This is a genomic window from Cellulosimicrobium composti, assembly GCF_010287905.1.
In the GTDB taxonomy this organism is placed as follows: domain Bacteria; phylum Actinomycetota; class Actinomycetes; order Actinomycetales; family Cellulomonadaceae; genus Cellulosimicrobium; species Cellulosimicrobium composti.
In genome coordinates this window covers 1-20,901 of the sequence record NZ_JAAFAN010000067.1, presented here as the reverse complement: position 1 = coordinate 20,901, position 20,901 = coordinate 1, and the positions used below count along the sequence as shown (strand labels likewise).

The window sequence follows — 20,901 nt, the reverse complement described above, 5'->3', positions numbered from 1 at the left end:
CCCCCCCCCCGGGCCCCCCGCGCGCGCCCCCCCCCCCCCCCCCCCCCCCCGCCCCCCCCGCCGGGGGGGGGGGGGCGGGCCCGGGCCGAGGCGGCCGACCGGCCGCCTCGGCGTGCGCGGGCGTCAGCGGATCTTGTTGCCCGCCGAGCGCAGCTGCTGCGACGCCTCGACGATGCGCGCGGCCATCCCGGCCTCGGCCAGCTTGCCCCAGGCGCGCGGGTCGTACGCCTTCTTGTTGCCGACCTCGCCGTCGATCTTCAGGACGCCGTCGTAGTTCGAGAACATGTGGCCCACGACGGGACGCGTGAACGCGTACTGCGTGTCCGTGTCGATGTTCATCTTGATGACGCCGTAGTCGACCGCGGCCGAGATCTCCTCGGCCGTGGAGCCGGAGCCGCCGTGGAAGACGAGGTCGAACGGGTTCGCCTTGCCGACCTTCGCGCCGACCGCGTCCTGGATCTCCTTGAGGATCTCCGGGCGGAGCTTGACCGCGCCCGGCTTGTACACGCCGTGCACGTTGCCGAACGTGAGGGCCGTGAGGTAGCGGCCCTTCTCGCCGGTGCCGAGGGCCTCGACCGTCGCGAGACCGTCCTCGACCGTCGTGTAGAGCTTCTCGTTGATCTCGGCCTCGTGGCCGTCCTCCTCGCCACCGACGACGCCGACCTCGATCTCGAGGATCGTGCGCGCGGCCTGCGAGAGCTCGAGGAGCTCCGCGGCGATGGTGAGGTTCTCGTCCAGCGGGACGTCCGAGCCGTCGTACATGTGCGACTGGAACGTCGGCAGGCCGCCGTTCTTCACCTGCTCCGCCTCGATGGCGAGCAGCGGGCGGACCCAGGAGTCGAGGTTCTTCTTGACGCAGTGGTCGGTGTGGATCGCGATCTGCACCGGGTAGTTCTTCGCGACCTCGCGCGCGTACGCCGCGAGCGCGAGCGAACCGGCGATGCGGTCCTTGACCGTCGAACCCGAGCCGTACTCGGCGCCGCCCACGGAGACCTGGATGATGCCGTCGGACTCGGCCTCGGCAAAGCCCTGGAGCGCGGCGGTGATGGTCTGCGACGAGGTGATGTTGACGGCCGGGTAGGCGAACGAGCCTGCCTTCGCCCGGTCGATCATCTCGGCGTAGACCTCGGGGGTTGCGATGGGCATGCGGAGCTCCTGTGGAGTCGTGCGGGGTGGACTGTCGGGTCAAAGTCTGGCACGGATGACAGCGCGGGCGTCAGGGCCGTTCGACCTGTGGTCGCCGGACGACCACGGGCTCACCCCGAGGCCGGTCCCGGCCCCAGGTGCCGGGCCGCCCAGGCGTGCAGGGCGATCGCGCCCGCGGCGCCGGCGTTGATCGAGCGCGTCGAGCCGTGCTGCGTGATGTGCAGGACGTCGCGGCACGCCGCGAGCGCGTCGGAGGTCAGCCCGGACGACTCCTGCCCGAGCAGCAGCACGCACGACGCGGGCAGCGCGTACCCCTCGATGGGCACCGAGCCGGGCACGTTGTCGACCCCCAGCAGCGGCAGCCCCTGCCTCTCTGCCCACGCGGCGAGGTCCGCGACGGACGCGTGGTGGTGCACGTGCAGGTACCGGTCGGTGACCATCGCCCCACGACGGTTCCACCGGCGGCGCCCCACGACGTGCACCCCCGCGGCGTTGAACGCGTTCGCGGTGCGGACGACGGAGCCGATGTTGAGGTCGTGCGCCCAGTTCTCGATCGCGACGTGCAGCGAGCGCGCGGGGTCGCGGCGCGCGTCGAGGTCCGCCACGACGGCCTCGACGGTCCAGTAGCGGTACGCGTCGACGACGTTGCGCCGGTCGCCGTGCGCGAGCAGCTCGGGGTCGTACCGCGGGTCGAGCCGGGTCGCCCCGGGCGGGCCCTGCGGGTCGGGCACGCGCGGCCACGCCTCGGGGCCCCCGGGCCACGGCCCGACCCCGACCTCGCGCTCCTCGGCCCGCTCGCCGTCGGGGTCGACGGGGCGTCCCACGGTCAGGCTCGCCCGGCCGTGCGCCGCGCGGCGCGCGCCTCCCAGGCCATCGCGACGAGCACGACGGCCGCCCCCGCGAGCGCGAGCAGGACCGGGACGACGACGGACCCCGTCGGCGCGAGGAGGGTGCCGTCCTCCTCCTGCCACGGCCACAGCGCGCGCAAGGAGCCGACCATGAGGCCGGCGAGGACCGCCATCGTGCCCTGCCGCCGGTGGTGCAGGAGCCACTGCAGCACCTTGACGAAGCACCCGAGCCCGACGACGGCGCCCAGCACGAACACCCCGACGAACGCGAGGTCCCGGTCCGACAGCGCCTGCTGCACGGGCACGTAGAGGCCCATGGCGAGCAGGACGAACGAACCCGAGACGCCGGGGAGCACGAGGGCGTTGATCGCGACCGCCGCGCCGAGGAACACGAACCACAGGGACGGGTCGTCCACCTGCCCGGGCGGCAGGCTCGTGAGCAGGAACCCCGCGACGGCCGCCAGCGCCATCAGCACCCCGTCGAGCGCGCGGAACCGCCCGGGCATGAGCCGCAGCGGGACCGCGACCGACACGACGATCATGCCGAAGAACACGGACCGGACGGGGACGGGGTGCGACTCGAGCAGGGGCGCGACGATGCGCAGCGACAGCAGCAGCACCACCGCCATGCCGAGGAGCACGGGGACGATCAGGGGCCAGTCCACGGCGCGGAGCGCCCGGACGGCGGGCGCGGTCCCGCGTCGGCGGACCAGGCCGGAGACGAGCTCTCGCCCTCCGTGCAGCACCTGGCCGGCGGCGTCGATCAGGTCGTCGTAGAGCCCGACGACGAGCGCGATGGTGCCGCCCGAGATGCCGGGGACCGACTCGGCGGCGCCCACGAGCCCGCCGCGGACGGCCGAGAGCGGCGCCGACCGCCACGAGGTGCGCGGGCGCGCGAGGTGCGCAGGGTGCTCCTCGTGCGTCTCGTGCTCGACGTTCTCGGCGTGCTCCGGGGAGGGCGTGTTCGTCACCCGCGAAGGGTAGCCGGTGGCCCAGTAGGCTGGCCGGGCACCGTCCCGGCAGAAGGAGCGCAGAGTGACCGAGCGGACCATCGCGTCGTGGCTGACCGACATGGACGGCGTGCTCGTCCACGAGGGCCACGCCATCCCCGGCGCACCGGAGTTCGTGCGCGCCCTGCGCGACAAGGGGCGCCCGTTCCTCATCCTCACGAACAACTCGATCTTCACCGCGCGCGACCTGCGCGCGCGCCTCGCGACGTCGGGCATCGACGTGCCCGAGGAGTCGATCTGGACGTCCGCGCTCGCGACGGCCCAGTTCCTCCACGACCAGATCCCGGGCGGCAGCGCCTACGCGGTCGGCGAGGCCGGGCTCACGACGGCGCTCTACGAGGCGGGGTACACGCTCACCGAGTCCGACCCCGACTACGTGGTGCTCGGCGAGACGCGCACGTACTCGTTCGAGGCGATCACCAAGGCGATCCGCCTCGTCCTCGGCGGCTCGCGGTTCATCTGCACCAACCCGGACACGACCGGGCCCTCGCAGGAGGGGCCGCTGCCCGCGACGGGCGCCGTCGCCGCGATGATCACGTCCGCGACGGGCCGCAAGCCGTACTTCGTGGGCAAGCCCAACCCGATGATGTTCCGGTCCGCGCTCAACCGCATCGACGCGCACTCCGAGACGACCGCGATGATCGGCGACCGCATGGACACCGACGTCGTCGCGGGCATCGAGGCGGGCCTGTACACGTACCTCGTCATGACCGGGTCGACGACGATGGGCGACGTCGACCGCTACCCGTTCCGGCCGAGCCAGGTCGTCGACTCGGTCGCCGACCTCGTCGACCTCGTCTGACGGCCCCACCGCACGCACGACGGCGCCCGGCCACCTCGCGGTGACCGGGCGCCGTCGTGCAGGGCGGGCTCAGGCGGTCGCGACCGCCTGTGCACGACCCGACCGGCGGCGTCGCACCGCCAGGAGGGCCGCACCCGTGAGCAGCAGCGTCCCGGCGAGGAGCGCCAGGCCCCCCGCGTCCGAGCCGGTCGTGGCGAGCGCGCCCGAGTAGGCGTCGCACTCGACGTCGCCGCCGACCGGGAAGGAGACCGTCACGGGCGAGAGCGCGGTGCCGGCCTCGTAGAACCCGGCGAACGCCCGGGCCCCGGCGGCCGTGAGGGTCGCGGGGGCGCCGCTCCACGTGATCGTCGAGCCGGACACCGACTTCCTCCCGGACAGGTCGAGGCTCGCGAACGCGACCCCGCTCGACGAGGACGTGGTGCCCTCCATGTCGCTGCTCCGGACGTCGACCACGAGCGTGCCGCGCGAGCCGTCGACCACGACGCGGGGGTTGCTGACGCGCAGGTCGAGGATGCCGTCGTGACCGGTGAAGGAGACCGTGCCGCCGAAGCTCGTGCGCCCCTTGCCGAGGTCGGTGTTGAACGACCCCTTGCCGCCGCTCCACGTGAACGCCGAGCCGCCGTCGCGCACGCCGGTCGTCGAGACGGAGCCCTTCGCGATCGGGCCGGTGACGTACGCCCGGAAGCTGTCGCTCACGCCCCACGTGAGGGTCGCGCCGTTGACGCCCTGGGCGAAGCACTGCTCCGCCGCGGCGCCGCCGGACGAGCCCGCGCCGCCGGCGGCGGTGCCCGCCGCGACGATCGTGATCGGGGCGGACGCGGTGTGGCCCGCGCCGATCAGCAGGAGCGTGTGCTCGCCCGGGGCGAGGTCCGTCGGGACGGTCACGGTCGACGTCGCCGCACCGCCCGCGTTCGCGGTCACGCCGGTCGCGAGCGTGCGCGGCGTGGAGCGGATCTCCGTGCGGATCCCCTGCTCGCGCGCGCCGAACCCGACGCCGCTGATGGTCACCTCGTCGCCGGGTGCCGCCTGGGACACCGAGAGCGTCGCTCGCGTCAGGTCGACCGAGCCGTCGCCCGACCCGTCCGTGGGCGTGCCGATCGTGCCACCGCCGCCGGGGGTCGTCGCCTTCGCCCCGACGGTGAAGGTCACCGGGTCGAGCGCCGCGCCCGCCGGGTAGAAGCCCGAGAACGCGAGGGCGCCGTCCGCCGTGAGCGTCGCGCCGGCGTCCCGGTACGTCACCGAGCCGTCCGCCGCGGTCGACGGCGTGCCGAGCGCGAGGGTCGCGACCGCGACGCCGTCGCGGACGAACGTGGAGCCGTCGAGGCCGGTCGAGCGCGCGTCCACGAGCAGGCGGCCCGTGGTCGCGCCCGTGATCTCGACGACGGGGTTCGTCAGCGCGATGTCGAGCGCGCCGTCGTGCCCGGTGAAGCGGACCGTGCCCGCGTAGCGCACCGTGCCGCGGCCCGTCGACGCGCTCCACGTGCCGCCGTCGGCCTGGCCGAAGCGGAACACGCCGCCGACGACGCTCGCGCCGCCGGACGTCGTCGCACCCCCGTGCGCGACGGGGCCCACGATGTAGCTGCGGAACGACTCCTTGACGCCCCACGTGAGGGCGCCCGCCGTCGTCGGCGTCGTCGGCCTCGCCGTCACCGTGACGCTCACGGGCGCGGACGTGGAGCCCTGGTGGGCGGCGGCGTCCGCCGGGACGAACGTGGCCGTGACGGCGTGCGACCCCACGGCGAGCCCGCTCGCCCGGAACGTCGCGGTGCCGCCGGAGACGGCCGCCGTGCCGAGGGTCGCGCCGCCTGCGGCGAACCGCACGGTGCCCGCCGCCTGCGGCGCGACGGTCGCGGTGAGCGTCACCGCCGTGCCCTGGACGACCGACGTCGCCGAGGCCGTGAGCCGCGTCGTGGTCGGCTGTGCCCCCGTCCCCGGCGCGGGGTCGGCGACGGTGAGCGGGACGCTCCCCGTCACCCCGAGCTCGGACGTGACGACCACCGAGGTCGTCCCGAGGGCCGCGTCCGCGGGGACGGAGAGCACGAGCGTGCTCCCGTCGCGCGTGTACGTCGCCGGCTTGCCGCCGAGCGTGACGCCTGCGACCGCGTCGCCGTCCACCAGGCCCTCGACGTGCAGGGTGACCGCACCGCCGGGCTCGACGGTCGTCGTCGCGGCCGTGACCGCGAGGGGCGCCGGGGCGTCGTAGGCGACGGGGGCGAAGAGCTCCTGCGCCGCGTTGGACACGCCGCCCGCGCCGTAGGTGTAGACACCGGGGCGCCCGCCGTCGAGCGCCTCGGGGTTCCGCACGACGAGGCGCGCCTCGAACGTCCCGTCCTCGGCGAGCGGGGTCCACTGCGCCCGGACCGCCGCCTGGTACTGCGCGGGCACCTGGTCGAGCACGTCCTCGGCGAGCACCCACGCCTGCGACGCGACCTTGCGGGTCCCGGCCGCGGCCCCCGTCGAGGGCTGCCACCGCTCCGCGAAGCTCCCGAACACGACGTACGTGCCCTGCGGCAGCGTCGCCGGGATCGGCACGCCGCGACCGCCGACGTTCGCCGCCGGGTCGAAGCCCGTGCCGCGCACGACGATCGTGTCGCCCGGCGAGACCGCCGTGTCGCCGAGCGGCGTGACGCCGTCCGCGGCGAGGACCTCGATCGCGGGCTCCCAGGCCGGCACCTCGTCCTCGCCGAAGCCGAGCGTGACCGGGGCGGCCTTCTTCGCGTCGGCGTGGGCGTCGCTCGGGCCGCTCGCGACGAAGTGCGCGCGCTGGCCCGTCGGCTCGAGGTACGCGAGGAACGCGTCGGTGTACTGCTGCGCGGAGGACGTGACGAGGACGCGGCCGCTGCCGAGCTCCGCCGGGTCGACCTCGAAGGTCGCGACGTCGAGGCGCGTCGCGGGGGCCGAGTCCGCGGCGTCGGACAGGTCGTCCCACGACACGTCGGCGGAGAGCACACCGCGGCCGCTCGCGTCGACGCGCACGGCGACGTCCGCGAGCTGGAGCCAGTAGTACGGCACGTTCCCCGCGTACGTGTTCTTCCACGTGAGGCGGACCGCGCCGGAGAGGGCGAGGTCGGTGCCACCGGCCGAGCGCACGACCTCGGTCACCGGGAAGGCGAAGGTGCCGTCGGCGGCGACCCCGCCGGTGACCTGCTTGTCGTTGTAGTAGGCGAAGACGCGGTCCGAGACCTTCCACGAGACCGTGCCGTGCGTCGTTCCCGGCGCGGCGATCTCCGGGAACGGCGCGCTGACCGGCTCCTGCGGCTCGGGCTGCTGCACGACGACCGGCGTGAACGTGTCCAGGCTCCGGTCCGTCGCGGACAGCCGGTGCGCCGCGGACGTCGCGACCACGTACTCCGTGCCCGGCTCGAACGAGCCCGCCGGGACCGTCACCGTCGTCGTGAACGACCCGTCCACGATCTGCGGCGCCGTCACCCACGCCTGCACGAGCCACCCGCTGGACACCAGCGGGCCGCTGCCGTCCCACAGCGACCTCTCGCCGACGAGCACGTACGCGCCGGTGGCCGCGCCCGCGCCCACGAACCCGGAGCCCGACACGGTGAACGTGTTCTCCACGGCGGGGTCCACCGCACCCGACGGCGACACCGTCACCCGCGGGTCCGCGACCGGCTCGGGATCGGGGTCGGGCTCGGCCACGGTCACGGTGTGCGTGACGGGCGCCGACGCCGAGGCGAGGAACGCCGCGGGGTCCACGGGCGCGAACGCCGCGGTCAGCCCGTGCGCGCCCGGGGCGAGGGCCGTCGTGACCAGGCTCGCCACGCCGTCGGTGACGGCGGCCGTGCCGAGCGCGGTGCCGCCGTCGCGGAACTCGACCGTGCCGGCGGCCGCCGGGACGACGGTCGCGGTGAGCGTCACCGCCGCGCCGGCGGACGACGTGCCGGACGGCGCGACCGCGAGCGACGTCGAGGTCGCGACGGCCGGGGCGACCGGCTCGGGCGCGACGACGCGCGCGGTGAGCGTCGACATCGGCGCGTTCGCGTAGGACGCGAAGTACGGCGAGACGTCGCCGATCGTGGGCACGACGGTCCCGTCCGCGACGAACGTGACCTCGTCGCCGTCGCGCGTCGTGGAGACGGCGACGTCGGCGACCTTGACGTCGTTCCCGGCACCCGGGTTCACGGTGCCCGCGAAGTCCGCGTACACGGCGCCCGTCCCGGGGCCCGTGAGCTCGAGGCGGACGTCGGACAGCGTCACGTCGAGCGCGCCGTGGTGGCCCTCGTAGCGCGTGGAGCCTCCGAGTCGCACGGTGCCGGTGCCGGACGCGTCGTCGTAGCTGCCGGACACCGACCCGTACACGGAACGCCCGCCCTGGAGGGCCGGCGTGACCGTGCCCTGGGCGATCGGACCCGTGACGTACGAGGTCCACGAGTCGACGAGGTTCCAGGTGGCCGAGCCGTCCTGGAGGTCGGCCGCGGCGGCCTGCGCGGGGGCGCCTGCCCCCGCGACGGTGACGCCGGCGGCGAGCGCCGCGGCGAGGAACGAGGCGAGGGCGCGGCGGACGCGCCCCTGCGGGGAAGTGCGCACTAGGTCTCCCGTGCTGGTCCGGGCGGGTCCCGGAAGAGCGGGACCGCGACGCGGAGCGTGACGACGCTCCGTCGCCCCGGACGATATAAGGCTCGCCTCACCAAAGCAAGGTAAGCCTGACCTATTGATTTGTGACGCGCGCCTCGTCCGTCGACCTGCGCGTGCTCCGGTCAGGCAAGGCCGAGGTCCTCGAGGCTGAAGAGGTAGTGGTACGGCACGCCGAGCGCCTCGATCTTCTCGCCCGCGCCCGTCGCGCGGTCCACGATCGTCGCGACCCCGGCGACCGTCCCGCCCGCGGCGCGCACGGCCTCGATCGCCGTGAGGGGAGACCCGCCCGTCGTCGTCGTGTCCTCGACGACCACGACCGTCCGGCCCGCGACGTCCGGGCCCTCGATCTGCCGCTGCATCCCGTGCGCCTTCGCCGCCTTGCGCACGACGAACGCGTCGAGGTCCTGCCCGCGCGACGCCGCGGCGTGCAGGAGGGCGGTCGCGATCGGGTCGGCGCCGAGCGTCAGCCCGCCGACGGCGTCGATCTCCGCGGTGCCGAGCCCGCGCTCCTCGAGGAGGTCGAGGAGCTGGTGACCGATGAGCGGCGCAGCGCGGTGGTGCAGCGTCACGCGCCGGAGGTCGACGTAGTAGTCGGCCTCCTTGCCCGAGGAGAGCGTCACGCGGCCGTGCACGACGGCGAGCTCGCGGATGAGGTCGAGCAGCTGCTCGCGGGGCGTCGAGGAGAGATCCGTGGTCACGACGGCCAAGGGTAGTCCGCCGGGCAGCGGGCTCCTACCGGTACTTGCCGATCGCGCGCACGGCCGAGCGCGGCATCGCGCGCAGCGCGGCCGAGGCGACGCGGTAGCGCACCGAGGGCGTCGAGATGACGACGCCCCGGCGCACGTCCGCGAGCGCCGCGGCGACGACGCGGTCGGCGTCGAGCCACGCGACGTCGGGCAGCGTGGACTTGTCGATCCCGGCGCGGTCGTGGAACTCGGTGTGCGTGAAGCCCGGGCACAGGACGGTCGCGGTGACGCCGGTCCCGTGCAGCTCGACGGCGAGACCCTCGGTGAACGAGCGCACCCACGCCTTCGCGGCCGCGTACGTGCCGCCCGCGGTGAGCGCCGCGACGGACGCGACGTTGAGGATCGCGCCACGCCCGCGCGCGGTCATCTGGCCCGCGGCCGCGTGCGAGAGCACCATGACGGCGCGGACCATGACGTCGAGCGCGCGGAGCTCGACGTCGAGGTCGCCGCCGACGAAGTGCTGGTGCGTCGCGAAGCCCGCGTTGTTGACGAGCAGGCCGACCGGGCGCTCGTCGGGCCCGCCGGTCGAGGCGAGCCGCTCCGCGACGCGCGCGACGTCCTCGGGCACCGAGAGGTCGGCGCGCAGCACCTGCACCCGGACGCCGGCCGCGGCCCGGATCTGCCCGGCGACCTCTTCGAGCCGCGCCTCGTCGCGCGCGACGAGCACGAGGTCGTGCCGCGCCGTCGCGAGCTGCCACGCGAACTCCAGGCCCAGGCCGGCGCTCGCGCCGGTGATGAGTGCTGTCGCCATGGCCACAGCCTACGGGCCCGTGGCGCGCCGACGTCGGTACGGTGGGGCGCGTGCGCCTCGCGACCTGGAACATCAACTCCGTCCGCGCCCGGGTCGACCGGGCGATCGCCTTCCTCGAGCGGACGGGGACCGACGTCCTCGCGCTCCAGGAGACCAAGTGCGCGGACGCGCAGTTCCCCGTCGCGCCGTTCGAGGCGGCGGGGTACGAGGTCGCGCACGTCGGGGTGAACCAGTGGAACGGCGTCGCCGTCGTCTCCCGGGTGGGTCTGGCCGACGTCGAGACGTCCTTCCCGGGCCAGCCCGCCTTCGGCGAGCAGGTCGAGGCGCGCGCCCTCGGCGCGACGTGCGGCGGGGTGCGCGTGTGGAGCCTGTACGTGCCGCACGGCCGGGAGGTCGGCGACCCGCACTACACGTACAAGCTGCGCTGGCTCGACGAGCTGCGCGAGCGCGCCGCGGGCTGGCTCGCGGACGACCCGGGGGCGCAGGTGGCGCTCGTCGGCGACTGGAACGTCGCCCCGCTCGACACGGACGTGTGGGACGTCGCGTACTTCGCGGGGAAGACGCACGTGACGCCCGCCGAGCGCGACGCGTTCGCCGCGTTCGGCGCCGCGGGGTACACCGAGGTCACGCGCGAGGCGATCCCCGCCGAGCACACGTACACGTACTGGGACTACCAGCGGCTGCGGTTCCCGCGGAACCAGGGCATGCGGATCGACTTCGCGTACCTCTCCCCCGCGGCCCGCGCGCGGGTCACGGGCGTGGCGATCGACCGGGACGAGCGCAAGGGCAAGGGCGCGTCCGACCACGTGCCCGTCGTCGTCGACCTCGCGGACTGAGCGCGCGGCCCCGCGGCCTTCCCGGGCCGGTGAGCGGCTGACCCGGGGAGGGCGCCCGTCTCGCTACGGTGTGTCCATGACGACGCCACCCGTCCCGCCGTACGGGTCACCCGACGAGCCCGTGGACCCTTACGCCCCGGTGCGTCCGCAGCAGCCGCCGCTGACCCCGTACAACCCGCCGACCGACGCCGCCCCGACGCCGGACCCGGGCGGGTTCGTCGCGCCCTCCGGCGCGGGCGGCGGCTACGGGTCGGCGCCGGGGGTGGGCTACGGGACGCCGCAGGGGTACGGCGCCCCCGGGTACCCGCCGCAGCCGGCGTACGGGGCCTACCCCCCGGCCTACGGGGCGCCGTACACGCCGCCGCCCCGGAGCAACGGGCTCGCGCTCGCGTCGATGATCGTCTCGATCGCGAGCCTCGTGCTGTGCGCGGGCTTCCCCGCGATCGTCGGGCTCGTGCTCGGGATCGTCGCGCTCAACCAGGTGATGCGCGACGGGACGCGGGGCCGCGGCTTCGCCGTCGCGGGCATCGTCGTGGGCGCGGTGGGCACCGCGTTCGCGATGCTCGTCGTGGTCGGCGCGACCCTGAGCGAGCCGTGACCGTGGCCGACGACGACCTCTTCGCCCCGCCCGGCGGACCCGCACCGTCCGCACCGCGCCCGCCCGTGCCGCCCCCGCCGGGCGCCGCCACCCCCGCGTCGCCGGGCCCCGACGTCCCGCCCGGGAGCGCACCCCCCGCGACCCCTGCGCCCCGCGCGACGCCGGCTCCCGGCGGCGAGGTGCCCCCGCCCGGCGCGGTCCCGGGCTTCGCCCCGGAGACCTACTACGCGCAGGGATGGCAGCCGCCGGCGGCGCGCGTCGAGCCGCTCGCGGTCGCGAGCGTGCCCGCCGGGGTCGTGCTCGGGCCCGTGGGCGTCGGGCTCGGCGCCGCCGCGCTCTCGCGCACCCGGTCCCGCGGGACGCGCGGTCGCTGCCTCGCCGTCGCCGGGATGGTCGTCGGCGCGGCGGTGACCGTGGCCTGGGCTGCGGGCGCGCTCCTGTGGTGGCAGGGCGAGCAGGCGCGCACGCCCCTCGCGGGCGACGTCGAGGCACCGCGGACGGTGAGCGCGGTCCAGCTCGTGCTGGGCACGTGCCTCGACGAGCTCCCGCCCGACGGCGAGGTCACGCGCGTGCGGGCCGTCCCGTGCGCGGACGAGCACCGTGCGCAGGTCGTCGCACGCACCGACCTCGGCGCCGACGAGACGTGGCCGGGGCAGGCGGCCGTCGACCGCCGCGTCGCGCGCGTGTGCACGGCCGACGTGCTCGGTCCCGACGCCCCCGAGGACGTCGAGCTCGTCGTGTGGTCGCCGACCGAGGCGTCCTGGCGGGCCGGCGACCGGACCGGGCTGTGCCTCGCGTCGAGCGCGGACCCGCTCCCGGCAGACCTGCTGGGCTGATACCCGCCGGGGACCGCCGTCCTGCCTGAGGGGAGGGCCGGTCGGGACGCGGCTCAGTCGGCGAGGACGAGCCGCAGGTACGCGCGCAGGTCGGCCGCCATGTCGACCTGCTCGCTCTCGGGCCGGTCGAGGGACAGGAGCCACTGGACCTGGAGGCCGTCCATGAGCGCGACGATCTGGCGCGCGGCCGCGTACGGGTCGACGCCCTCGCGCAGCTCCCCCGCGCGCGCCCGCTCGGCGAGGCGTGCGCCCGTCCGCGCGACGGCCGCCTCGTACCGGCGCACGAAGTGCGCGTGCGCGGGGTGGTCGGGCGACGTGGCCTCGGCGACCAGTGCCGTGAACAGCTCGACGATGTGCCGCCGGCGCGCGTTGCGCTCGGCGAGGCTCACGAGCGCGTCGAAGAAGTCGGTGCCGCGGGCCAGGTCGTCGTCGAGGTCCGCGGTGTCGACCGCGTCGCGGTAGGCGAGGACGGCCTCGAGCAGCGCGGCCTTCGTCGGGAAGTGGTGCAGCAGCCCGGGGTGGGACATCCCGACGCGGGCCGCGATCTCGCGCAGCGAGGCGGCGTGGTACCCGACCTCGCCGAACAGGACCATCGCGGCCTGCAGGATCTCCTCGCGCTTGGCGCGCCCCTTCGCGTAGCCGCGCCCGGGGTCGGACGCCGCGGCACGCCCCTCCTCGTCGTTCCCGGGGCCTGCACCGATCGCCACGCTGGTCATGGTCCCGCTCCTTCGTCGTCCGACGGCTGGCCACCCTACCGACCGTGGCGGCGGTCCACGCCCGACCGTCAGGACGTCGGCGCCGCGGTCTCCCCCGCCGGCTCGCTGCCGCTGGGCGTCGGGCGGGGCGAGGTCCCGGCGGTGCGGTCGTCGGACGGGGTCGGCGTGGGATCGGCCGGGCCGCTCTCGCCCGCGCCCCCGACGCTCCCCGGAGCGGCCGCGAGCGCCTCGGCCGTGGCCGCGGTCACCGAGCCGTCGCCGGAGAGCCCGTGCTCCTGCTGGAACGCGCGCAGCGCCGCGACGGTCGCGTCGTCCCACGTCCCCGTGACCTCGACGTCCGCGCCGTGCGCGCGGAGCCGTTCCTGGACCCAGGAGACGGACGCCGGGTCGGGCTCCTCGGCCGGCGCCTCGTCCGTCGGCTGCGGCGCGGGGGCCTCCGTGGTCGGGGCGGCCGGCGTCGTCGGGCTCGGCGCCGCGCCGGATCCGCGCGGCGCGGTCGGCTCGGCGTCCGGACCGGTCGTCGCACCCGACGAGGGGCGCGGCGCGGGAGCCGGGCGCTCGTCGTCGGCCGCGTCGTCCGTGCGCTCGTCGGGCGGCGGGATGCGCGTCACCTCGGGGCGGGGCTCGTCGGGCCGCGGCGTGACCGCGGGGACGCCGGCCTCGACGACCGCGCCACCACCCTCGACGTCGGCCACGACGACCGCCTCGCCGCCGCCCGTCGCGGCGCCGACCATGCCGGCCACGGCGACGACGAGCGTCACGGCCCCGGCGCCCGCGGCGACCGACACCCAGGGCGTGGCCGCGCGACGCGCGGGCGGGGCGACGCGGTCGCTCGCGGTGGTGCTGGTTCGGTCGTGGCGTCGGCGCACGTCGCCTCCTTCCGGGCGGTCGGAGCCGCCGCACGGAGGGGTCGCACGGGCGGCGGGTCGTTCTGGTGGACGTCCACCCTGCCCCATCCCCCCGCGCCGTGTCACGCCCGAGCCGCTCACCTGCGACGACGCACGCCGTCGCGCCCCTGGTCCAGGCCGGACGGGCGCCAGTTCCCCCGGAGGTCGCAACGCAGGTTCCTCCCCGCGCCTCAAGACCCGGGCGGGGCCCGCGCGACAGCCTGGTGGGGCACCGCACGGGAGGCCCGTGCGGGACGCCGAGGAAGGGACCGGCATGACCACCATCCACGTCTCCGGGCTGCGCAAGACGTACGGGGCGTTCGACGCCGTGCACGACGTGACGTTCACCGCCGCGCCGGGCCGCGTCGCCGGGCTGCTCGGGCCCAACGGCGCGGGCAAGACGACGACGCTCCACGTGCTGCTCGGGCTCGCGGCCCCGACCGCGGGCTCCGCCACGTTCGACGGCCGCGCGTTCACGGACCTGCCGCACCCGGCCCGCACGGTCGGCGCGCTGCTCGACGCGGGCGGCCTGCACCCCGGCCGCACGGGCCGCGACCACCTGCGCGTGCTCGCCGCCGCGGGGCGCGTCCCGGCGCGGCGCGTCGACGAGGTGCTCGCCCTCGTCGGCATGACGCCCGCCGCGGACCGCCGCGTCCGCACCTACTCCCTGGGCATGCGGCAGCGCCTCGGTATCGCGGCGGCCCTGCTCGGGGACCCGGAGGTGCTCGTGCTCGACGAGCCCGCCAACGGGCTCGACCCGGCCGGGATGAGGTGGCTGCGCGACCTCGTGCGCGCGTTCGCCGACGACGGCGGCACCGTGCTCCTCGCGAGCCACGTGCTGTCCGAGGTGCGCCAGGTCGCGGACGACCTCGTCGTCGTCGGGCAGGGGCGCGTCGTCGCCGACGGGCCGCTCGACGACCTGCTGCGCGGGGAGTCCCTCGAGGACTTCTACCTGGACCTGACCGCCACGACCGAAGGGGTGCGCTGATGTACCGCGCCGAGATGCTCAAGCTCCGCACGACCCGCGCGGCGTGGGTCGTCGCGGCCGTCGCCGTCGCCGGGATGCTCGTCGTCCAGGCGTTCACCCTCCTGCTCCCGACGATCCTGCGCGGCACCGAGGCGCTCGGCGGCGGCACGACCGTGGGGCTCCAGGCGTCGCCCGAGCTCGCGGCCGAGCTCACGCCCGACCTCGGCGCCCTCACCGACGTCACCCAGCCCGCGTACCAGCGCGCGACGCTCGACCTGCTGGGCAACGGGCTCAGCGGCTCCGGGTCGGTCGGCGTCGCGACGGTGTGCATGCTCCTGCTCGGCGTGCTCGCCGTGACGACCGACTTCCGCACGGGCGGCATCGTGCCGACCGCGCTCGTCCAGCCGTCGCGGCTGCGCGTCCTGGCCGCCAAGGCCGGTGCGACGGCGACGGTCGCGCTCGGCGTCGGCGTGGTCCTCGCGCTCCTGGGCGCCCTGGGCCTGCTCGTCGCGATCGTCACGACGCCCGGGGCGACCCTCGCGCTCGGGCCCGGCGACGTCCTCGGGATCTGGGCACGCGGCCTCGTGGTGCTCGTCCTCCTCGCCTGGCTCGGCCTGGGGATCGGCACGCTCGTGCGCGGCCAGGTCGCCGCCGTCGTGACGGTCGCGGCTCTCGCGCTCGCCGAGCCCGTCGTCCGCGGCGCGGTGACGCTCCTGTCCGGCGGCGAGTCCGCCGCGGCGGAGTGGCTGCCGCTCGGGCTCGGCGCGCTCGCGTCGACCGGCCAGTCGGGGGCGGCGCTGCTCGGGGGCGCGGCACCGCTCGGGACGCTCGCCGCGCTCGCCGGGCTCACGGCGTGGGTCGTCGTGGTGCTCGGCAGCGGGTCCGTGACGTTCCGGCGCCGCGACCTCGTCTGATCTCGTCCGACCTCGTCCGACCTCGTCCGACCTCGCGGGCCCGCGCACCTTAGGGTGGGCGGGCCCGCGACCACGCACCGCCAGGAGGAGCCCGTGACCGAGGCCCTGCGCCGCCTGCTCGACCGCGCGGGCGTGCGGACGGCGACCGGCCGCGACGCCGTGCTCGCCGCCGTCGTCGCGGCGGCGACCGTCGCGCTGTTCCTCGGCATCGAGCGCGTCCTCGCGACGGACGTCGGCGCGACGTTCGGCGCCGGGCCCGGCGAGGCGGTCCTCACGCCGGGCGTGCGCGCGGCGGTCCTCGCGCTGGTCGTCGCCCAGGCCGGGGCTCTCGTGCTCCGGCGCCGCGCGCCGCTCGCGTGCCTCGCCCTCACGGTCGTGGCGCAGGTCGCGATCACCGCCCTGCTCCCCCCGTACGTCGGGTTCCAGGCTCCCGCGACGCTCGTCGCGGCGTACTCGGCCGGTGCGTACGCGCCGCGCCGGCTGCGCCTCGCCGGCCCGGCGGTGGCCGCGCTCGCGCAGGTCGTGCTCGTCTTCGCGCTCGGCGGGTTCGCCGTCCCGAGCGGCGCCGGGCCCGCCCAGCACGCGCTCCAGGTGGGCGGCTCGCTCGTCTCGGCGCTGCTCACGTTCGTCGGGGCCGCGCTCGTCGGCACGTACGTCGCGACGCGGCGCGAGCTCGTCGCCGAGCTGCGCGACCGGGTGCGGCGCGCCGAGCGCGAGCGCGAGGCCCTCGCCGCGCAGGCGGTCCTCGAGGAGCGCGCACGCATGGCGCGCGAGCTGCACGACGTCGCGGCGCACCACCTCTCGGGCATCGTCGTCCAGGCGTCGGCCGCCGAGCGCCTCGTCGACGCCGACCCGGAGCGCGCCAAGGAGTCGGTGCGCTGGATCCGCGCGCAGGGCCGCCGGACGCTCGACGACCTGCGGCTCGTGGTGGGGATCCTGCGCGGGCGCGACGACGACGCGGCCTCCGAGCGCGAGGCGCCGCAGCCCACGCTCGCCGAGGTCCCCGCGCTCCTCGACACGGCCCGCGCGGCGGGCACGACCGTGACCGTCCGCACCGAGGGCACGCCGTGGGACCCGACCCCGAGCGCGCAGATCGCCGTGTACCGCGTGCTGCAGGAGGCGCTCGCGAACGCGCGGCGGCACGCACCCGGCCGCCCCGTCGACGTGCGGTTCGCGTGGTCGGACGCCGACGTCGTCCTCACCGTGCGCAACCCCGCGGCCGGCACCGTGCCGGACCCGGGGTCGGCGCCCGGTCACGGGCTCGTCGGCATGCGCGAGCGGGCGGCCGTCCTCGGCGGCACGCTCGACGCGCGGCGCGCTCCCGACGGCGCATGGGTCGTCCGCCTGTCCGTCCCGCGCGCGACCGCGCGCGACCCCCGCCCCCAGGAGGCCTCATGACCCGCGTCGTGCTCGTGGACGACCAGGCCGTCGTCCGCGCCGGCTTCACCGTGATCCTCGAGAGCGAGGGCCTCGAGGTGGTGGGCGAGGCGTCGAACGGAGCCGACGCCGTGCGCGTCGCGCGCCGCGAGCGGCCCGACGTCGTGTGCATGGACGTGCGCATGCCGGGCGGCGACGGCATCACGGCGACGCGGGCGCTCGCCGGCCCCGACGTCGCCGACCCGGTACCCGTGCTCGTGGTGAGCACGTTCGACCTCGACGACTACGTGTTCGGCGCCCTGGAGGCGGGCGCGAGCGGGTTCCTGCTCAAGGACGCGGAGCCGGAAGTGCTGGTCGACGCGGTGCGGCGCGTCGCGGCCGGGGACGGCCTCCTCGACCAGTCCCTCACGCGCCGCGTCATCGACGAGCTCGCGCGCCGCCGGGCCCCCGTCGCGCGCGACGACGACGCGGCCGCGCTCCTCACGCCGCGCGAGCTCGACATCGTGGGCCTGCTGTGCCGCGGCTCGTCGAACGCGGAGATCGCGACGGCCCTGTTCCTCGAGCCGAGCACCGTGAAGTCGCACCTGAGCCGTGCCATGACGAAGACCGGCACCCGCGACCGCGTGCAGCTCGTCGTGTGGGCGTTCCGGCACGGCGTCGTGGACCCGGCGGGCTGACCCGGGTACGTCGGTCGGCGCGCCCGGTCAGCGGCCGGGTGCGGTCGGAGGGACCGGTCGTGGGACGGCGAACCGCGCCGCGACCGGCGCGGCGACGTGCACGAGCGGCGGCTCGCCGCCGGGCAGCCCGAGGCGCTCGGGCAGGTCCGTCTCCAGGACGTCGAGCGTGCCGCGCCGCAGCGTCCACGGCTCGTGCGCGACGGGGAACCGCCACGGTCGCCCCGCGCGGAACCCGTACCCGCTCCAGCGCGCCGTGAGCCACGACGCGAGCCCCGACGTCGCGTCGACCTCCTCGTGGGCGCGCACGACGGCGGTCAGGCGACCGCCCGTCAGCGCCGGGTGCTCGTGCGCGACGCGGAACGGGCCGCGGCGTCCCGTGGCACGGAACCGGTAGCGCACCACGTCCGGACCGTCGGCCTCGACGACCCCGGCGGCCGGGTGGTAGGGCACGCCGGCGGCCCGCGCGGCCGCGACGAACGCGCGTCGGGTCGCCCACAGTCCCCCGAACCACACGCCCTCCGTCCCGGCGCGGTCGCGGACGTAGACCCGGACGTTCAGCTCCGCGAACCGGGACCACCCGCCGAGCGCGGGCAGCGGGGGGACGCGCACGTCCGCCATGAGGAACGGCACGACGCCCACCCACGTCGCGCCGCCGACCGTCTGGACGACGAGGCCGGGCGGCAGCCACCGCTGCACGAGACCCGGCTCGACCGGCCAGTGCAGGAACGTCAGGTCCTCCCACTGCTGGGCGGAGACCACGAGGCGCGCGCTCACGTGCTGCGGGCGGCGGCCGCACCGCCCGCGAGCCGGAGGTCGTCGACGAGCGCGGCGAACGCCGCGTCCCGCTCACCGCGGTCGCGCACGCGCAGCAGCGCGGACGGGTGGGTGGTGAGCACGACGCGCGGTGCGTGCACCGGCCGGGGCGGGCGACCGTCGTCGGACGCGCCCGACGACGTGCCGTCGTCGGGCGCTCCCCCGGCGAACGGCGACGCGGCCTCGGCGTCGTCGAGGTCGAGGACGCGACCCCGCTCTGCGGTCACGCGCACGGGGCGCCCGAGCACGGCGCGTCCCGCGGTCGCGCCCAGCGCGACGACGACGCGCGGCGCGACGGCGGCGACCTCGGCCGCGAGCCACGGCAGGCACGCGCGGACGTGCGCGACGTCCGGGGTCTTGTGCAGCCGCCGCGCGCCGCGCTTCTCGAACCGGAAGTGCTTGACGGCGTTCGTCAGGTAGACGCCCTCGGCCGGCAGCCCCGCGGCGTCCAGCGCGTCGTCGAGGAGGCGGCCCGCCGGCCCGACGAAGGGCTCGCCCTCACGGTCCTCGTGGTCCCCCGGCTGCTCGCCGACGAGCACGAGCGGCGCGTCCTGCGGCCCGCGGGAGAACACGACCTGCGTCGCGTCGGCCCAGAGCTCGCACCCTCGGCACGCGTGCGCCGCGCGCGCGAGCGCGTCGACGTCCGCGGCGTCGCGCGGGAGCCACTCCTGCGCGCCCGGGCGGTCGGGCGCGGGTCGTCGTGGGCTCATGGGCCCACGGTGCGCCGCCGCCGACGACCTCGCACGTCGCACGACGGCCCGTCGGCTCAGAACAGCTGGTAGAGCCCGCCCTGCACCAGACCGAGCACGACCCCGAGGAGCGTCGACGCACCGAGCGCCGTCCCCGCACCCGCGAGCGCCGCGCCCGGCTGGCGCCGCACGAGCGCGACGGACCCCGTGACGACGGCGGTGATCGCGAGAGCGCTGCCCAGGACGCCGTTCACGAGCTGCAGCGCGCCCAGCGCGCCGTACGAGAACCCGGACGTCGAGAGGACCAGCGGGACGGCGAGCGTGAACAGCGCGCTGACGAGCGCGGTCGCCACACCCGCGACGAACGCGACGACGGCGAGCGGCGAGCGGCGCGCCGCGGGGGCCGAGGGGGCGGACGCGGGCGGGGCGGGCGACGACCAGGTCGCGGGGCCGGTCTCAGGAGCGCTCATGCGCTCATCCTCGCGGACGCGGCCCCGCCGCGACAGCGGCGTCCACCGGCCCGCCGTCCGCCGGTCGGCTCAGTCGCCCGTGGGTGCACCGGTGGTGAGGTCCTCGGACTCCTCCGGCGGGTACACGCAGACGTGGAGCGCGCGGGAGCGCACGCTCACGTCGAGCCGCTCCGACGGATCGACGACGTCGCCGTCGAGCTGGCGGGGCTGGGGGCGGTCGGAGACGACGGAGACCTCGCGGCCGCGCACGACCTCCCGGCTCGGCACGCGGCTCTTGCCGCGCACGACGCCCCACAGGAGCTGGAACCAGTGCTTGAGGTTCCGGGGCGCGATGACCGCGACCTCGAGCTGCCCGTTGTCGGGCTCGGCGTCCGGCAGCAGGTTCGTCCCTGCCCCGAGGCGCCCCACGTTCCCGACGACCACCGTGCGCGCACGCCGGCGCCGGGTCTGCCCGTCGACCGTGACCTCCACGTGCATCTCGTCGTCCGCGAGGTGCTTGAGCGCGGAGAACACGTACGCGACCGACCCGGCCTTCGCCTTGAGGGCGGTCGGGGCGTCCTCCATCATCGCGGCGTCGAGGCCCATCCCTGCCATGATCGCGAACGTCTGCCCGTCCGCGACGCCGACGTCGATCGTGCGGCGCCCGCCGCGGAGCACGAGACGGACGCCCTCCTCGGCGTCCGTCGGGACGCCGAGGTTGGCGGCGAGGAGGTTGCCCGTGCCGCCGGGAAGGATCGCGAGCGCCGCGTCGGTCCCGGCGAGGCCCTCGACCACGGCCCGGACCGTCCCGTCGCCGCCGCTCACGAACACGACCTCGGCGCCGTCCTCGACCGCCTGACGCGCCTGACCCGTGCCCGGGTCCTCCGCGGTCGTCTCGAGCCACGCGGGCTCGGGCCACCCCGCCTCGGCGAGGCGCTCGCGGATGAGGTCGCGCAGCGCGTCGAGGCCCTCGACGCGGTTCGGGTTGACGATCACCGCCGAACGGCGGGGGGCGTCGTCGGGCCGCTGCTGCGCGGCGGTCTCGGGGTCGGTCGTCTCGTCGGTCGGCACGGACCGAGTATGTCCCGGCCCGGCCGTCGCCGCTCAGCGGTGGCGCCGGGATCGGACGCGGGGCCGGGGCGGGCCGGGGCCCGCCCCGCCCCCGCCCCCCCCGCCCCGCGCCCCGGCGGCAGGGCGTGGGGGGCGCGGGGGGGAGGGGGGGGCCCCCGGCCGCGGGGGGGGGGGGGGCCGC

General features: G+C 76.6%; 20 protein-coding genes. 8 read left to right on the top strand and 12 right to left on the bottom strand.

The features are described from left to right. Nucleotides 1–123 precede the first annotated feature (123 nt). The 3 genes from fbaA to GYH36_RS16110 form a co-directional block, all read right to left on the bottom strand. Complete coding sequence (fbaA, locus tag GYH36_RS16120; protein ID WP_024839096.1) at nt 124–1,146, bottom strand: class II fructose-bisphosphate aldolase; 1,023 nt, start codon at nt 1,144–1,146, stop codon at nt 124–126. Between the two features lie 110 nt (nt 1,147–1,256). Next, entirely contained in the window at nt 1,257–1,970 is a 714-nt protein-coding gene (locus GYH36_RS16115) for a TrmH family RNA methyltransferase (protein WP_312028679.1), read from the bottom strand. A 2-nt stretch (nt 1,971–1,972) separates the two neighbouring features. Further along, nucleotides 1,973–2,965: a DUF368 domain-containing protein gene (locus GYH36_RS16110; RefSeq protein WP_231492767.1), complete on the bottom strand. Its 993-nt coding sequence runs from the start codon at nt 2,963–2,965 to the stop codon at nt 1,973–1,975. A 100-nt stretch (nt 2,966–3,065) separates the two neighbouring features. Between GYH36_RS16110 and GYH36_RS16105 the strand changes: the two genes are divergently transcribed. Continuing rightward, a complete protein-coding gene (locus GYH36_RS16105; RefSeq protein ID WP_051471372.1) occupies nt 3,066–3,806 on the top strand; it encodes an HAD-IIA family hydrolase in 741 nt (246 codons plus the stop codon). A gap of 69 nt (nt 3,807–3,875) precedes the next feature. Here the strand turns inward: GYH36_RS16105 and GYH36_RS16100 are convergent, their stop codons facing one another. The 3 genes from GYH36_RS16100 to GYH36_RS16090 form a co-directional block, all read right to left on the bottom strand. Beyond that, nucleotides 3,876–8,345: an HtaA domain-containing protein gene (locus GYH36_RS16100; RefSeq protein ID WP_162290373.1), complete on the bottom strand. Its 4,470-nt coding sequence runs from the start codon at nt 8,343–8,345 to the stop codon at nt 3,876–3,878. A gap of 170 nt (nt 8,346–8,515) precedes the next feature. Beyond that, complete coding sequence (gene pyrE / locus GYH36_RS16095; RefSeq protein ID WP_115943502.1) at nt 8,516–9,091, bottom strand: orotate phosphoribosyltransferase; 576 nt, start codon at nt 9,089–9,091, stop codon at nt 8,516–8,518. Between the two features lie 34 nt (nt 9,092–9,125). Further along, complete coding sequence (locus GYH36_RS16090) at nt 9,126–9,890, bottom strand: SDR family NAD(P)-dependent oxidoreductase (RefSeq protein ID WP_162290372.1); 765 nt, start codon at nt 9,888–9,890, stop codon at nt 9,126–9,128. A gap of 50 nt (nt 9,891–9,940) precedes the next feature. Here GYH36_RS16090 and GYH36_RS16085 point away from each other — a divergent pair, with 50 nt between their 5' ends. The 3 genes from GYH36_RS16085 (at nt 9,941) to GYH36_RS20400 (ending at nt 12,160) form a co-directional block, all read left to right on the top strand. Further along, nucleotides 9,941–10,726, top strand: coding sequence for an exodeoxyribonuclease III (locus tag GYH36_RS16085; protein WP_115943501.1), 786 nt, complete (start codon nt 9,941–9,943; stop codon nt 10,724–10,726). A 76-nt stretch (nt 10,727–10,802) separates the two neighbouring features. Beyond that, on the top strand, nt 10,803–11,324 hold the full coding sequence (locus GYH36_RS20120) for a DUF4190 domain-containing protein (RefSeq protein WP_162290371.1): 522 nt from the start codon (nt 10,803–10,805) through the stop codon (nt 11,322–11,324). Then, nucleotides 11,321–12,160, top strand: a complete 840-nt coding sequence (locus tag GYH36_RS20400) for a septum formation family protein (protein ID WP_312028678.1) — start codon at nt 11,321–11,323, stop codon at nt 12,158–12,160. Before GYH36_RS20120 ends, GYH36_RS20400 begins: the two co-directional genes overlap by 4 nt. Before the next feature lie 53 nt (nt 12,161–12,213). Here the strand turns inward: GYH36_RS20400 and GYH36_RS16070 are convergent, their stop codons facing one another. After that, a complete protein-coding gene (locus GYH36_RS16070) occupies nt 12,214–12,876 on the bottom strand; it encodes a TetR/AcrR family transcriptional regulator (protein WP_115941844.1) in 663 nt (220 codons plus the stop codon). 68 nt (nt 12,877–12,944) lie between these two features. Further along, a complete protein-coding gene (locus GYH36_RS16065) occupies nt 12,945–13,745 on the bottom strand; it encodes a peptidoglycan-binding domain-containing protein (protein WP_162290370.1) in 801 nt (266 codons plus the stop codon). A gap of 292 nt (nt 13,746–14,037) precedes the next feature. Here GYH36_RS16065 and GYH36_RS16060 point away from each other — a divergent pair, with 292 nt between their 5' ends. The 4 genes from GYH36_RS16060 to GYH36_RS16045 all read left to right on the top strand — a co-directional run bounded on the left by GYH36_RS16060 (nt 14,038) and on the right by GYH36_RS16045 (nt 17,698). Further along, nucleotides 14,038–14,751: an ABC transporter ATP-binding protein gene (locus tag GYH36_RS16060; protein ID WP_162290369.1), complete on the top strand. Its 714-nt coding sequence runs from the start codon at nt 14,038–14,040 to the stop codon at nt 14,749–14,751. Next, nucleotides 14,751–15,644 carry a hypothetical protein gene (locus GYH36_RS16055; RefSeq protein ID WP_162290368.1) on the top strand — a complete coding sequence of 298 codons (894 nt, stop codon included), beginning with the start codon at nt 14,751–14,753 and terminating at the stop codon, nt 15,642–15,644. The genes GYH36_RS16060 and GYH36_RS16055 overlap by 1 nt, the downstream gene beginning before the upstream one ends. A gap of 93 nt (nt 15,645–15,737) precedes the next feature. Next, entirely contained in the window at nt 15,738–17,042 is a 1,305-nt protein-coding gene (locus GYH36_RS20395; protein ID WP_162290367.1) for a sensor histidine kinase, read from the top strand. Then, nucleotides 17,039–17,698, top strand: coding sequence for a response regulator (locus GYH36_RS16045; protein ID WP_162290366.1), 660 nt, complete (start codon nt 17,039–17,041; stop codon nt 17,696–17,698). The genes GYH36_RS20395 and GYH36_RS16045 overlap by 4 nt, the downstream gene beginning before the upstream one ends. Before the next feature lie 27 nt (nt 17,699–17,725). Here GYH36_RS16045 and GYH36_RS16040 read toward each other — a convergent pair whose 3' ends face one another. The 4 genes from GYH36_RS16040 to GYH36_RS20390 all read right to left on the bottom strand — a co-directional run bounded on the left by GYH36_RS16040 (nt 17,726) and on the right by GYH36_RS20390 (nt 20,720). Further along, nucleotides 17,726–18,472 (bottom strand): YqjF family protein, encoded by a 747-nt coding sequence (locus tag GYH36_RS16040; protein ID WP_162290365.1) that lies wholly within the window; start codon nt 18,470–18,472, stop codon nt 17,726–17,728. Further along, on the bottom strand, nt 18,469–19,263 hold the full coding sequence (locus GYH36_RS16035) for a UdgX family uracil-DNA binding protein (RefSeq protein ID WP_312028677.1): 795 nt from the start codon (nt 19,261–19,263) through the stop codon (nt 18,469–18,471). The genes GYH36_RS16040 and GYH36_RS16035 overlap by 4 nt, the downstream gene beginning before the upstream one ends. Before the next feature lie 14 nt (nt 19,264–19,277). Further along, complete coding sequence (locus tag GYH36_RS16030) at nt 19,278–19,670, bottom strand: hypothetical protein (RefSeq protein ID WP_162290363.1); 393 nt, start codon at nt 19,668–19,670, stop codon at nt 19,278–19,280. Nucleotides 19,671–19,739: 69 nt separating this feature from the next. Next, nucleotides 19,740–20,720, bottom strand: a complete 981-nt coding sequence (locus GYH36_RS20390) for a diacylglycerol/lipid kinase family protein (protein ID WP_162290362.1) — start codon at nt 20,718–20,720, stop codon at nt 19,740–19,742. Between the last annotated feature and the right edge of the window lie 181 nt (nt 20,721–20,901).